Origin of the sequence: Vibrio jasicida CAIM 1864 = LMG 25398, from assembly GCF_000400365.1 — a bacterium.
Classification (GTDB): Bacteria; Pseudomonadota; Gammaproteobacteria; order Enterobacterales; family Vibrionaceae; genus Vibrio; species Vibrio jasicida.
On the sequence record NZ_BAOG01000140.1, the window covers coordinates 1 to 13,870 of the forward strand.

At 45.1% G+C, this 13,870-nt stretch carries 11 protein-coding genes; 3 read left to right on the plus strand and 8 right to left on the minus strand.

Going from position 1 to position 13,870, the window contains the following annotated elements; genetic code table 11:
* A partial coding sequence (locus tag VJL_RS24630; protein WP_038881958.1) for a Calx-beta domain-containing protein occupies nt 1-4,133 on the plus strand: 4,133 nt, incomplete at its 5' end.
* Nucleotides 4,134-4,200: 67 nt separating this feature from the next.
* Here VJL_RS24630 and VJL_RS24635 read toward each other — a convergent pair.
* Together VJL_RS24635 and VJL_RS24640 are read right to left on the minus strand one after the other, a co-directional pair.
* Entirely contained in the window at nt 4,201-5,394 is a 1,194-nt protein-coding gene (locus tag VJL_RS24635) for a class I SAM-dependent methyltransferase (protein ID WP_038881960.1), read from the minus strand.
* 186 nt (nt 5,395-5,580) lie between these two features.
* Nucleotides 5,581-6,984 (minus strand): methyl-accepting chemotaxis protein, encoded by a 1,404-nt coding sequence (locus VJL_RS24640; RefSeq protein WP_038881961.1) that lies wholly within the window; start codon nt 6,982-6,984, stop codon nt 5,581-5,583.
* 90 nt (nt 6,985-7,074) lie between these two features.
* Here VJL_RS24640 and yccX point away from each other — a divergent pair, with 90 nt between their 5' ends.
* Nucleotides 7,075-7,347 carry an acylphosphatase gene (yccX, locus tag VJL_RS24645; RefSeq protein ID WP_038881962.1) on the plus strand — a complete coding sequence of 91 codons (273 nt, stop codon included), beginning with the start codon at nt 7,075-7,077 and terminating at the stop codon, nt 7,345-7,347.
* A 47-nt stretch (nt 7,348-7,394) separates the two neighbouring features.
* Here yccX and VJL_RS24650 read toward each other — a convergent pair whose 3' ends face one another.
* The gene (locus VJL_RS24650) at nt 7,395-7,724 is read right to left on the minus strand and encodes a TusE/DsrC/DsvC family sulfur relay protein (protein WP_038873035.1); all 330 of its coding nucleotides are present in this window, start codon (nt 7,722-7,724) and stop codon (nt 7,395-7,397) included.
* Between the two features lie 419 nt (nt 7,725-8,143).
* Between VJL_RS24650 and VJL_RS24655 the strand changes: the two genes are divergently transcribed.
* Nucleotides 8,144-8,500, plus strand: coding sequence for a putative quinol monooxygenase (locus VJL_RS24655; RefSeq protein WP_038881963.1), 357 nt, complete (start codon nt 8,144-8,146; stop codon nt 8,498-8,500).
* 75 nt (nt 8,501-8,575) lie between these two features.
* Here the strand turns inward: VJL_RS24655 and VJL_RS24660 are convergent, their stop codons facing one another.
* The 5 genes from VJL_RS24660 to VJL_RS24680 form a co-directional block, all read right to left on the minus strand.
* On the minus strand, nt 8,576-9,238 hold the full coding sequence (locus VJL_RS24660) for a Bax inhibitor-1/YccA family protein (protein ID WP_005446774.1): 663 nt from the start codon (nt 9,236-9,238) through the stop codon (nt 8,576-8,578).
* A gap of 342 nt (nt 9,239-9,580) precedes the next feature.
* On the minus strand, nt 9,581-10,330 hold the full coding sequence (locus tag VJL_RS24665; RefSeq protein WP_038873031.1) for an amino acid ABC transporter ATP-binding protein: 750 nt from the start codon (nt 10,328-10,330) through the stop codon (nt 9,581-9,583).
* Nucleotides 10,331-10,353: 23 nt separating this feature from the next.
* On the minus strand, nt 10,354-11,451 hold the full coding sequence (locus VJL_RS24670) for an amino acid ABC transporter permease (RefSeq protein WP_038881964.1): 1,098 nt from the start codon (nt 11,449-11,451) through the stop codon (nt 10,354-10,356).
* 1 nt (nt 11,452) lies between these two features.
* Nucleotides 11,453-12,658: an amino acid ABC transporter permease gene (locus VJL_RS24675; RefSeq protein WP_038873025.1), complete on the minus strand. Its 1,206-nt coding sequence runs from the start codon at nt 12,656-12,658 to the stop codon at nt 11,453-11,455.
* 82 nt (nt 12,659-12,740) lie between these two features.
* A complete protein-coding gene (locus VJL_RS24680; RefSeq protein WP_038881965.1) occupies nt 12,741-13,769 on the minus strand; it encodes an amino acid ABC transporter substrate-binding protein in 1,029 nt (342 codons plus the stop codon).
* Between the last annotated feature and the right edge of the window lie 101 nt (nt 13,770-13,870).

Consider the following 13,870-nt stretch of genomic DNA (forward strand, 5'->3'; position numbering starts at 1 on the left):
CCAATGACGATGTCTTTGAAGGCCCTGAAACCTTCACATTGTCAGGTTCCACTTCAACTCAAAATACTCCAGCACAAGGCACGGGTACGATTGTTGATGATGGTAGTGGCCCGGGACCTGAGCCAGATGACGACCGTCCAGTTGTCGCGTCAATTAGCAACGCAACAGTCAATGAAGGTGATCCTGCCACATTAGATGTCACGTTAAGTAACCTAAGTACGACCGACACAGTTGTGAGCATGACACTTGCTGATGGCACTGCCGATGGTGGCGTGGACTACACAGACACCTCGGTCACTATCACTTATGCAGACAACTCAACCCAAGTGGTGGCTGTAAATCCGGATGGTACATTCGATGTGACTGTTCCAGCTAATAACACCACTTACAGTGTTATCGTTAATACGACCGATGATGATGTCTTTGAAGGACCCGAAACCTTCACACTGTCAGGCGCTACCTTAACTCAAAATACCCCAGCGCAAGGCACAGGTACGATTGTCGATGATGGCAGCGGCCCGGGGCCTGACCCAGATGACGACCGTCCAGTGATTGCTTCAATTAGCAGCGCGACAGTCAATGAAGGTGATCCAGCCACATTAGATGTCACGTTAAGTAACCCAAGTACGACCGATACAGTTGTGAGCATGACACTCGCTGATGGCACAGCAGATGGTGGTGTGGACTACACCGACAGCTCTGTGACTATCACTTATGCAGATAACTCAACCCAAGTCGTAGCTGTGAATCCGGATGGTACATTTGATGTAACTGTGCCAGCCAATGACACGACCTACAGCGTTACTGTAAACACCATCAATGACACTGATTTTGAGAGTTCCGAAACCTTCACGCTTGATGGTGCAACCTTTACCCAAAATACGCCAGTGCAAGGTACTGGTACGATTTTAGATAACGACGCGCCTCCGGCCATCGGTAATGTGGTTGATGCGATTGTTTCTGAAGAAGGGTTACCTGATGGTATCGCCGATACTATGGGAACTCCTTCAGACTCCACGAACTCGGCGAGTTTTGTTGGTTCATTCACCGTCAGTGATCCTGATACGACGAACGTCAGTGTTGTACTTTCCGGCCCCAATGGACTGGCATCTGGAGGTGAACCTGTTACTTGGTCTTGGAACGCCAATACTCAAACACTCACCGCATCGACGGCAAGTATTGCGAGTGTAGCAACAGTCGTGTTGACAGAACCAAATGCGGCAGGGCAAGGAACATGGGGTTACACCATCACACTCTTAGAGCCACTCGATCACCCAGTTAATGACGTCGAAGATTTGATCGACTTTGATTTGCAGATCTCAGTGAGTGATGGTCAAACCACGAGCTCCCAAAGTATGAGCGTGGTTGTCGAGGATGATTGTCCACATGTTCCAACGTCTTCTCAAGCCGTAGATGTGTCGCTGGCAGATATCCCGGAAATTCTCACCGGCAATATTAGTTTTGTTGGTAATGAATCCGATGCATTAAGCCGAACTTTCGGAGATGTCGAAGTGACTGCCTTGGGATTTTTGTCTAATGAGTCTACCGATCTTGGCGCCGCAGAGATTAATCAAACTTCATCAGGTATTGGTGTGAAAAGTGTCGGTAATAACGGCTATCCACTTGCTAATGAAGTGGACTATCGTTTTGCCAATGATACTGGTGTCTCAGAGCAATTGGTCATCGACTTGGGCGACAAGATTGCATTTGGGGCTGAGATCGAATTCGAGAAGATGTTTGGTGGGGAGCTAGAAGAAGGTCTTGCGTCTTTCTATCGAGATGGTGTTTTGATCGCACAGCAAGCGTTTAACTCTGATGCGGCAAGTGGTGACTATGCGGCTAACTTTAGTGTTCAACAGGGTGGTTTTGACAAGGTTATTCTTGAAGCAACTGGCAACGGGAACGGGCCAAATACCGCAGACAACAGTGACTTTACCGTCAAATCTATCACCTTTACTGGGGCTGACTCCTCCATTCCAATTGCAACAGCAGAGGGGAATTTAGGCGCACTCTATGGTGCTGATGGCCCAGGAAGTATCGTTCTTAATGGTGCAGAGAGTGGTCTAGAAACGCTTGATGGCATGGCTATTAGTGTTGCGATTGATCCTCAAAACCCAAACAGGTTAGTCGGTGAAGCGAACGGCGAGTTGGCATTTGAAGTTCAATTAACGCCAAGTACCGGGAAGTGGGAATTCTTCCAGTACGTACCTTTGACCGCTCCAAGTGGTGATGGTGATATCGACTTCAGTTACACGATTACCGATAACGATGGTGACAGTAAAGCGGGGAATTTTGCGGTTAATCCATATGCGCCTCAGATTGTTGAAGGCGTCACGCTTAATGTTTCTGAAGAGGGTTTGGGTAATGCTATTGCCGATGACTTCGCGTTGAATGGATTTATGGACACCACAGATTCAACGTTAGATATGGATCAGTTAACACTTGGTCAAACCGTTGACTCTGTCGCACTGAATGTCCCAACTGCGAACCTAACCAGTAACGGTGAGGCAATCACATGGACCTTGGCCAACAACGACCAATTGCTTGTTGGTTCAGCGGATGGAGAAGAGGTTATTAAGATCTCGGTTAGTGATACGGGGGCAATCTCTACTGAACTCCTTGGTCCAATAGATCACCCAGATACTTCTGGCGAGGACTCTTTAAACATTGAGGTTCCTGTCGTTGTTTCGAATGCACTTGGCTTGACGAACTCTGCGGTAGCAAATGTTGTTATTGAAGATGATTCACCTGATTCGACATCCATTGTTCATGATGTGGTCGCGGAAACAAAAGAGAGCGCTAACGTTCAATTGATTATGGATGTTTCAGGCTCGATGCGTACGGGTAATCGCCTTCAAATAATGAAGGACTCGGCAACTCAGTTATTAAATCAGTACGAATCGATTGGCCAGACTCGGGTTCAAATCATCAAATACAGCGGTTCGGCAACAACGTACGCTATTGCTGGGGCAACATGGTTAAGCGTAGATGAAGCGAAAGCGTACATTGATACACTCACTGCTGGCGGTGCAACTAACTACAATCGCGCAATTAATGAAGCGAAGGACTCTTGGGATGATGCGGGTAAATTACCTAGTGCATCAAACGTGAGCTACTTCTTATCTGATGGTCAACCAAATCCAGCCTCATCATTCATCAACGATGCTCGTGAGAACAGCTGGATAGATCACTTGACCGATTCTGATAATCAGATCACAGCGCTGGCTTATGGCATGGGCGTGAACCTGATGCCTGATCAGTTAGACCGTGTTGCTTACGATGGTTTCTTGAACCAAGACCTTGATGGTGTAGTCGTGCCTGACGTAACTCAGCTGCCTCCAGTAATGTTGCAGTCTGTGATTCAACCTGTTGGTGGTAACCTCATGTACACCACATCACCGGATACAGGTATTGGTGCAGATGGCGGTTACATCAGCGAAATAGAACATGACGGTGTCACTTATTCATTTGACGGTACAGACTTGACGGTTGTAGACAACAACAACGACATCTCACATGCGTTTGACGATATCACGAAGTTGCTCACTATCTACATCGATAGTAAGCACTCGTTGGAAGTCGATTTGAATGATGGCGCATATGCCTTCTATGGAGCGGTAGGCGACACAATAGAACCGTTAGACTTCGATTACGTACTGACCGATAACGATGGTGACCAATCTGAAAATACACTTCAGTTTGTGATTGACGAAAATGGTGGCGTAAACGCGGCGAGCGGTGGTACTGCGAACATCATCGAAGCGGAAGTGGATGTAAGCCATGACATTTTAATTGGTAATGACAACGAAGCGGACATATTTAGATGGGTTAATGACTCACTAGATTCCGGCACGGACTTGGTGCGTGGCTTTGAACGAGACCTCGATACTCTAGATCTAAACCAAGTTGTCGAAGATGCAGGGCATAACACCATTGAAGAGCTGCTCAATAGTATCGACCTAAATGTGGACGGCGAAGATCTATCGCTTGAAATCACCCACAAAGAGGGTAATTCCATCCAAACGATCGTCATTGAAAAAGGAGCTTCCGAGTTTAGCGACTTGATCATCGGAAATATGGACTTTGAAAGAGATGTCTTATCGGCTCTCACGAAAGTTAATTTAGATTCATAATAAAAAAGGGCCAACAGGCCCTTTTTCTATGTTTCAATTCTTTATCGTTGGCTATGACTAAGCCCGATTATAGGACCTTACACGCAAAACCTTTTAGGTAGAAACCTTCTGGGTAAGCCGTATCCGTTGGGTGATCGGCAGCTTGCTCAAAACGCTCTACGAACTTAACTTGGCGGTTTGCATCTACTGCGGCGTCAGCAATGATTTTTTGGAACAGAACTTGGTCCATTAAGCCTGAGCAAGAGTAGGTCAGTAGTGTGCCACCTGGGTTTAGAATTTGCATCGCCAACATGTTGATGTCTTTGTAGCCACGACATGCACCGTTTAGCTGTGCTTTACTTTCTGCAAACTTCGGTGGGTCCATGATCACAACATCGAACTTCGTACCTTGGTCACGGTATTCGCGTAGTAGTTTGAACACGTCAGCGTTTAGGAACACAGCGCGTTTTTTAGAGATATCAAACTCGTTCAGTTCTGCGTTGAACTTAGCAGTGTCTAGAGCTGGTTGTGATACGTCCGCATTGATAACGCGTTTTGCGCCGCCTTTTAGTGCGTACAGACCAAAACCGCCAGTGTAAGAGAAACAGTTCAGAACTTCTTTATCTTTCACGTACTTCATCGCTTGTTGGCGGCTGTCGCGTTGGTCTAGGTAGAAACCCGTTTTATGACCACCAACGATGTCTACGCTGATTTTCACGCCGTTTTCTTCAATCACCACTGATTTTGGTGGCTCTTCACCGTGCAGTACGCCAGTGGTTTCTTTCAAACCTTCTTTCTTACGTACCGCGACGTCTGAACGCTCGTAAACGTTGCAATCAGGGAAACACTCAACCAAAGCATCAACAATCACTTGCTTGTTGTATTCTGCGCCCGCACTTAGAAGCTGACACACAAAGAAGTTTTGGTAACGGTCGATGGTAACCCCAGGCATACCATCAGATTCTGCCGCGATAAGACGGTAGCCAGTTAGGCCATCGCGTTCGATAATGTCTTCACGAAGAAGTTGAGCGTTGTTGAAGCGCTTAACGAAGAAGGCTTTGTTGATTTCTTCTTTTTCAAAACTCCAGATGCGAGCACGAATTTGAGACTCTGGTGAGTACGCTGCTTTAGCTAGCCATTTTCCGTCGTGAGTGAATACATCAACGGTTTCGCCGAGCGCTGGTTCGCCCTCAACTTTACTGATGCCTCGAGAGAAGATCCAAGGGTGCTTGCGCTTAACCGATTTCTCACGACCTTTTACCAAATAGATAGCAGCTGTCATTTCTTTAGCTCTTGTTGAATTTTGAAAGGGGCGTATTGTCCGGGATGTTGCCCGCAAAAGCAATATCCATCGACAATCCAATCATTTGTAGAGGCTTTAATTATAAACTGATGAGTGGAGTAACGGATGGGTTTTCCAGACACAAAAAAGGGCCACCGAAGTGACCCTAGTTATTCGTTTTAGCGATTACGCTTTTAAGCCAGTCAGTAGCGACTCCATGGTGTCACTTTGAGCTCGAAGCTGCTCAACGTTTTGCGACGTTGTGCTGATCATCGTACATACATTGTTTGCTTGTATGCGAATCTCTTCAACGCTTGATGCGATATTGTCTGCCACGACACCTTGCTCCTCAGCTGCTGTCGCAATTTGAATGCTGCTGTCTGAGATAGTTTGGTTCTTGTCTGCTAGTGAGCCGATTTCGTGGTTCACTTCAGCCATCAGAGTTTGGCCTTCGTTCGCATTGTGAACCGTTACTTCCATCAGTTTAGTCAGTGATTGGCTGTTACGTTGTAGCGCTTCAATCATTGCTTGAATCTCTACTGTCGCTTGTTGAGTGCGGCCTGCAAGAGCACGAACTTCATCAGCAACAACCGCAAAGCCACGACCTTGTTCGCCTGCACGCGCCGCTTCAATTGCAGCGTTCAAGGCGAGTAGGTTAGTTTGCTCAGAGATACCGTTGATGGTTGTAACCACTTCATCAATCTGCGCTGCGTTTGCATCTAGCTCTTCAACCGCTTGAGATGCCGATTGGATCTCAGTAGAAAGGTTCGAAATAGAGTGAAGGGTATTTTCCACTTTCACCTGACCTGATTGCGCGACGCTGCGAGCATCATCAGTTTGTGTACTTGAGTCATGAGCCAGTGTTGCTACTTCACGAATCGTGGAAGCCATCTGCTCTGTTGCACTTGCTAGTGAGTTAAGGTGCTCTTGTTGGGTATTAGAGATCTCAGAGCTGTTGTGAATCGAAAGGTTAAGGTCAGAGCTGATTTGCTGCATCAGCGCTACGGATTCTTGAATCGACTGAACCATCTTTTGTTCGCGATCCGCTACTTTGTCGATAGTAATCGCGATTTCGCTGAACTCATCACGAACACGGAAGAAATTCATACGCGCGGTTAGATCACCATCTGCCAGCGTGTTGAGCGCTTTGTTCATCGTAAACATCGCACCACCGATGAAAGTCATGATGTAGTAAACACCCATCGCGATGATGAATAGAGTCACAAGAATAATACTGACTTGCGTTGTAGAAAGTGCGGTCCATAAAGACTGCTCATGGTTTGCTACAAGGCTAAATGCGCCATTCAGCACGGACACGGAATCTGGACCAGTACCAAAGGTAATGGTGTCTGAGCCAGCAATAAGGTTTGCAACTTGAGATTGCGAAAGGTTACCAGCCTCGATTAGCCCTTTCATCAGCATTAATTCTTCCTGATACAAACCAGAAATCATGGAGTCAGCAGCACTGTTTAAGACTAAAGTGAGAATGACCAATGCAAGAAGAGGAAGAAAGAAGAGTAAATAGAACTTTTCTTGAATTTTTAGATGGATGAGATACTTATCAATCCAACGGAAGGGAATTTCTTTCATAATTATTATAACCATATAAAAACCCACTATCCTTAGTGGGGTAAATAGACGCAAATAATATATCACTCAAATATAGGGAGCGGTATACGGATGGTACTAAAGTGTGAGAAGTTTCTGATAGTAGGGCATGTTCAAGGGGTAGGATTTCGATACCACACGTCACATCAAGGTTTGAAGTTAGGTTTAACAGGGTATGCAAAGAATTTGAACAATGGTGATGTTGAGGTAATCGCTTGTGGTACAGAGGCGCAAATCGCAGCGTTTTCGGCGTGGTTGGAGGATGGACCGCGGACGGCAACAGTAGATAGCGTTACCCAAGAGAGTGTATCTTACAAACCTTTCCGCGGATTTAAGATCTTATAGTTTTATAAGCAGTGATCTTTTTAGTCGTGTTTTTGCAAACTAGAGTACTACAAGCATTTCGCTGGTTTTGGCAATCCTGCCAATTTTGTCGCTTGTTTTGCAGGGCCTTTTTTAAATAATTTGAATAGGTACTTACTGTTACCTTTTTCTGGGCCGTGCGCTTTTTCCATTGCCTTCACAAGCATTCGAACTGCTGGTGATGTATTGAATTCTTCATAAAAATTACGCACGAAGTGAACTACTTCTAAGTGAGCTTCGGTAAGTTCGATTTCTTCATCTTTTGCTAGAAGCGCAATCATACCTTCTTCCCACTGGGTGTGATCAAGTAAGTAACCTTGAGAATCGGTTTCTATTTCTTTGCCGTTGTATACGAACATCGCTTTGTATCCGCTAAGTAAACACTGGTGTGTATAGGGTAGCGTAGAGCGAAGCTTAGACTCAACAAAAGAATCTATGAAAGCTTCTGAGCGAAGTAAATTTACACAATCGAGAGCTCACGTAAAGGTAAAGGCGTTGAGCCTAACTACTTTTTCATTATTCACAAAAATGTAAGTTTATTCACGTTGTTGGAAAATTATCGGGGTGAGTATTTTGGTATCTGCATTTTTATGCTGAATTTGGAATAATGTCTCTGTTTTATTAGTGGGAATAGAGCAGAGTTATCGTTATTTCACTGCCTTTTGTTTTATTCAGCTATTGCTGGCGATGTGTATCGCACTTTATCGTTACTGAACGTGAACTTTTTCATTGTTCGTTTACCTTTTTGATAGCACTACTCAACAATGAAGGAAATCGAATGACAAGCCGTGTCTATGTTTTAGCTCAATTTAAACCAAAAGAAGGAAAAGAAGCCGAGTTATTTGAAGTACTCAAAGCACTAGAGCCAGACTCCTATCGAGAAGAGGGATGCATCCAATATATGCTCACTCGGCAAATTGATCACCCCAGTGCGATGAAAAATGACTATCCGATTGTGTTTAATGAAATTTGGGAAGATGCAGAATCTTGGGCAGCGCATGGGCGAAGAAAGCAGATTCAACATTTCTTTGAAACTCAAGTGAAAGCCGAGACAGGATTAGTTGAAGACGCGATGGTTACGGCATACAGCGATGAAGGGTATGACTACGATGCGCCCATCTATGAACCAGAATAGACACTGCTAAAAAGTGAAAAGAAAAAGCCCGAAGTATAACTTCGGGCTTTTGAGTCTTGGATTCAATCTAACGAATTAGTCGTCGTTCATGATGCCTAGAATGCTTAGTAGGCTGATGAAGATATTGTAGATTGAAACGTATAGCGTAATCGTTGCAGAGATGTAGTTTGTTTCACCGCCACGGATGATGCCTTGCGTAGTCATCAAAATAGCCATGGTAGAGAAAACAATAAACAAGCTGCTCATTGCTAGGTGCAGGATAGTTGATTGGATGAAGATGCTCGCAATCATGCCCACTACTAGAACAACGAATAGAGACAACATCAGGCCACCCATCATAGATAGGTCGCGTTTGGTCGTTAGAGCGTAAGCAGAAGCTGCCATGAATGACAGTGCGGTACCGCCAAGTGCAGTAAGAACCACATCGCCCATACCAGCACCGATGTACATGTTTAGAATTGGACCGATGGTGTAACCCAAGAAACCAGTAAATAGGAATGTGAATACCAAACCCATGCTGTTGTTACGGTTCTTTTCAGTCAAGAATAGTAAGCCGTAGAAACCAACCAACATCAGGATAATGCCCGGACGTGGCAAGTTAAACGCCATTGAAACGCCAGCAACCAGTGCTGACCATAGTAAAGTCATTGAAAGTAGTGCATATGTATTACGCAATACTTTGTTGGTTTGTAGAGCACTCTCTTGAGTAGTAGTGCGTGAAAACATAGGACTGTTCATAATCTTCCTCTATAAGGGACCGTCTTATCTTTGATATATAGACATATATGGGCCCGAAAGTTCAAAAAATCAAGCCCGACACGTCTATCTCTAGAACAAAATAATAATAGAAATAGTGTGTTATGTATGTGGCAACTTGTAACACAATATTACTGCCTTGCATAGTTAGGAAGGGCTTGGCAATCAAAGGGATGAAGGTTACCTCACGAACTTTTTTGTAAAATCGAACAAATTTACAACGTATTGAATCAACTGGATTTTAGTAACATCGACCTGAGGCAAACAAAAAGCGCCGATTTTTTCGAATCGACGCTTCACTTTTTTAGCGTTTTTTGCGACTAATTAATGATGAAGAATTTGCGCGAGGAAGTTCTGGGTTCGATCCGATTGCGGATTCTCGAAGAAGTCGACAGGGTTATTCTCTTCGATAATTTCACCTGCATCCATGAAGATAACTCGATCCGCAACTTCTTTCGCGAAGCCCATTTCGTGTGTTACACAAAGCATGGTCATGCCTTCTTCAGCCAGTTCAACCATTACATCAAGAACCTCGCGTACCATTTCTGGATCGAGCGCTGATGTCGGTTCATCAAACAACATTACCTTTGGGCTCATGCAAAGAGAGCGTGCAATCGCTACACGTTGTTGTTGACCTCCTGAAAGCTGACCTGGATACTTATCTGCTTGATCTGGGATCTTAACACGCTCTAGGTACTGCATCGCGATGGCTTCCGCTTCTTCCTTTGGCATCTTCTTCACCCAAATTGGGGCAAGTGTACAGTTCTCGAGGACCGTTAGGTGAGGGAAAAGATTAAAGTGTTGGAAACACATGCCGACTTCGCGACGAACGGCTTCGATGTTCTTTAGGTCTTCGGTTAATTCGGTGCCTGACACATAGATGTTGCCTGCTTGATGTTCTTCCAAGCGGTTGATACAACGAATCATGGTCGATTTGCCAGAGCCAGAAGGACCACAGATAACAATCTTTTCGCCTTTCTTTACATCGAGGTTGATGTTCTTTAGTACGTGAAACTCACCATACCACTTATTCATGTCCTTCAGCTGGATCATATAGTCTTGTTGTTGCGTCATAATACGTCCTTGATCTTGATGAGTTATCGTTTGTGACCGGTATGAAGTCTATTTTCGAGCCATATCGAGTAGCGTGACATGCCAAAACAGAATACCCAAAACACTAACGCGACAAATACATAACTTTCTGTAGCGAAGCCTAACCATTCAGGGTCAGTGTTCGCTGCTTGTCCTATACCCAGTACATCAAACATACCGATAATAAGCACAAGGCTGGTGTCTTTGAACAAACCAATAAAGGTGTTCACGATAGAAGGGATAGTAATTTTAAGAGCTTGAGGCAAGATGATCAGCCCCATCTTTTTCCAATAGCTTAAACCCAACGCATCGGCGGCTTCGTACTGGCCCTTTGGAATGGCTTGTAAGCCACCACGAACCACTTCTGCCATATAAGCGGCACTAAACATCACAACACCAATTAGGGCGCGGATGAGCTTGTCTGTTTCTGAGCCTTGGGCAAGAAAGAGCGGGAGCATGACGGACGCCATGAAGAGTACTGTAATTAAAGGTACCCCACGCCATACCTCAATATAGATAGTACAAATACTGCGGATGATCGGCATATCGGAACGACGGCCTAACGCTAACGCCACACCAATAGGTAAGGAGACAACGATACCGACTAAGGCGATGATCAGAGTAACCAGCAAGCCACCCCATTTGTGTGTTTCAACCACTTCTAAGCCAAATACCCCGCCATACAACAATGCTGCGATAATGAACGGATAAATGTTCACAAAGAACAACCAAATCCAAATACGTTTTGGAGTCTTTTCGTAAGCAAGGAGTACTGTGAATATCGCCAAGGTAATGTAGAACAGACGTGGCCGCCACAGTTCAGCTTCTGGATAGAAACCGTACATAAACTGTTCCCAGCGTACACTGATAAATACCCAACATGCGCCTTCACGGGAACAGTCATCTCTCGTTGTGCCAACCCAATCGGCATTAATGAATGCCCAATCCGCAATGTTCCAAAGTGCAGAAAACACGATGTAGGCAAGGATGATGGTAACAACCGAGTTAACTGGACCATTGAATAGGTTTTTGCGCAGCCATCCCACAATACCGACGGTATTGGACGGAGGTGGGAGATCAGGCTGAAATTGATGTGTGCTCATATTATCTCTCCACCAGCGCTACTTTTCGGTTGTACAAGTTCATCAACGCCGACGTTATCAAGCTCAATGTTAGGTATACACCCATCGTCATTGCGATGATTTCGATCGCTTGTCCAGTCTGGTTCAGCGTTGTACCGGCAAAGACCGAAACAAGGTCTGGGTAGCCGATTGCCATTGCCAACGAAGAGTTCTTCGTCAAGTTCAAGTATTGGCTTGTTAGAGGAGGGATAATGATTCGCAATGCTTGCGGAATCACCACCAGTTTCAATGTTTTTGCTCTTGGTAAGCCCAGCGACATAGCGGCTTCGGTCTGACCATGATTCACTGCATTAATACCAGATCGAACAATCTCAGCAATAAACGATGCAGTGTAAACACTTAGCGCTAACAGAAGGGCTGCGAGCTCCGGAATAATGCTGATACCACCGCGGAAGTTGAAGCCTTTTAATTCTGGGTACTCCAAAGAGATCGGCATGCCTGTTACAAAGTAAACCACCAAAGGCAGACCAATCACTAGACCGAACACAATTCGTCCCATTGGTGTTTGTTGGCCTGTTAATCGCTGTTTGTTTTTAGCCCAACGATTGATTAAGAAACTTGCAATGACACCTATGATGAGTGCTGCAACCACAAGACCACCGCCAGCTTCAATTACCGGTGAGGGGAAGTAAAGACCGCGCACATTCAGGAAAACGGATTCGCCAAGACTTAAGCTTTGTCTTGGAGATGGAAGGGCTTGTAGAACCGCGAAATACCAAAAAAAGATCTGTAAAAGTAGAGGGATATTTCGGAACGTTTCAATGTAAACAGCCGCCAAACGACTGACCAGCCAGTTAGAAGAAAGGCGTGCAATCCCCATAACGAAACCTATGACGGTTGCGAGGATAATACCCAACACAGACACGAGTGCAGTATTAAGTAAGCCAATGACAAACGTACGCCCATAAGAGAACGTTTCGTCATATTCGATGAGTGTGAGTCCAATACCAAAGCCCGCTTCTTGATTAAGGAAACCAAAGCCGGTGGCGATACCACGAGCGTCGAGATTGGTTAGTGCATTGTTGATGATTGTGTAAAAGAAAAATACCAGTGCGGCGATGGCAATGATCTGGAAAATAGCAGAGCGAAAAGCTGGGTTATAAATCAGACTCTTGCTTCCGCTTGGTTTGGACATCGTACTTTGCGATGCATTATTCGTCGGTTTCATACAGCGATAACCTCAAACCCTTATATAGAATAGATTCAGCCAAGAAAAAGGGCGGCATGCACCGCCCTTATTTAACTCGTTTCTATCGGATAGGTGGTGCGTACATAAAGCCGCCTGCATTCCACAGCGCATTTACGCCGCGAGAAATCTTAAGAGGCGAACCAGTACCTACCGTACGCTCAAAGCTCTCACCATAGTTACCGACTTGCTTGATAACTTGGTAACCCCAATCGTCACGGATACCTAGACCTTTACCTTTAGGGCCGTCAACACCAAGAATGCGTTTGATGTTTGGATCTTTAGATTTCAACATTTCATCGGCGTTCTTAGAACTGATGCCATATTCTTCCGCATTCACCATTGCAAATAGCGTCCATTTAGCGATGTTGAACCATTGATCATCACCTTGACGAACAACAGGACCTAGTGGTTCTTTTGAAATGATTTCTGGAAGTACGGTTGCTGAAGAAGGGTCTTTAAGGTTTAAGCGAAGGGCATAAAGGCCAGATTGGTCAGTAGTAAGAACATCACATCGACCAGCATCAAAACCTTTAGAGGTTTGCGCGGCGGTATCAAATACCACTGGCTTGTAAGCCATACCTTGGTTACGGAAGTAATCAGCTAGGTTAAGCTCTGTGGTTGTACCTGATTGCACACATACAGAAGCGCCATCAAGTTCTTTTGCACTAGAGATACCTAGATCTTTCTTCACCATAAAGCCTTGACCATCGTAGTAGTTAACGCCTACGAAGTTCAAACCAAGAGCAGTGTCGCGATGAAGTGTCCAGGTGGTGTTACGTGAAAGCACATCGATTTCACCCGATTGTAAAGCTGTGAAACGTTCTTTCGCGGTTAGGGGTACATATTTAACTTTCGTTTTATCCCCAAGAACGGCTGCGGCCAGTGCTTGGCAATATTCTACGTCGATACCTTCCCATTCACCTTTAGAGTTAGGGTTTGAGAAACCAGGTAGACCGGTACTTACGCCACAAGTGATAAAACCTTGTTTTGTGACTTTGTCCAGAGTCGTGTCTGCTGCTTGCGCTGATGTCGTCATCATGGCAGTAGAAGCCGCTACGACGGAAGCAAGAACTGTGAGTTTATTTGCCATTTGTATCCTTCCTGTATGATCCATGTTTAATCAGGAGCGACCTGATACAACGTGTCCAATTTATTTGTGTTATCGTCCTATCTGGTTGATTTTCAATGAAA

Bases quoted from the DNA above. Each gene is read 5' to 3' on its own strand.
- VJL_RS24650 (WP_038873035.1), bottom strand. From the start codon at position 7,724: ATGTTCGTATACAACGGCAAAGAAATAGAAACCGATTCTCAAGGTTAC.
- yccX (WP_038881962.1), top strand. From the start codon at position 7,075: ATGGTACTAAAGTGTGAGAAGTTTCTGATAGTAGGGCATGTTCAAGGG.
- VJL_RS24660 (WP_005446774.1), bottom strand. From the start codon at position 9,238: ATGAACAGTCCTATGTTTTCACGCACTACTACTCAAGAGAGTGCTCTA.
- VJL_RS24675 (WP_038873025.1), bottom strand. From the start codon at position 12,658: ATGAAACCGACGAATAATGCATCGCAAAGTACGATGTCCAAACCAAGC.
- VJL_RS24665 (WP_038873031.1), bottom strand. From the start codon at position 10,330: ATGACGCAACAACAAGACTATATGATCCAGCTGAAGGACATGAATAAG.
- VJL_RS24680 (WP_038881965.1), bottom strand. From the start codon at position 13,769: ATGGCAAATAAACTCACAGTTCTTGCTTCCGTCGTAGCGGCTTCTACT.
- VJL_RS24635 (WP_038881960.1), bottom strand. From the start codon at position 5,394: ATGACAGCTGCTATCTATTTGGTAAAAGGTCGTGAGAAATCGGTTAAG.
- VJL_RS24655 (WP_038881963.1), top strand. From the start codon at position 8,144: ATGACAAGCCGTGTCTATGTTTTAGCTCAATTTAAACCAAAAGAAGGA.
- VJL_RS24640 (WP_038881961.1), bottom strand. From the start codon at position 6,984: ATGAAAGAAATTCCCTTCCGTTGGATTGATAAGTATCTCATCCATCTA.
- VJL_RS24670 (WP_038881964.1), bottom strand. From the start codon at position 11,451: ATGAGCACACATCAATTTCAGCCTGATCTCCCACCTCCGTCCAATACC.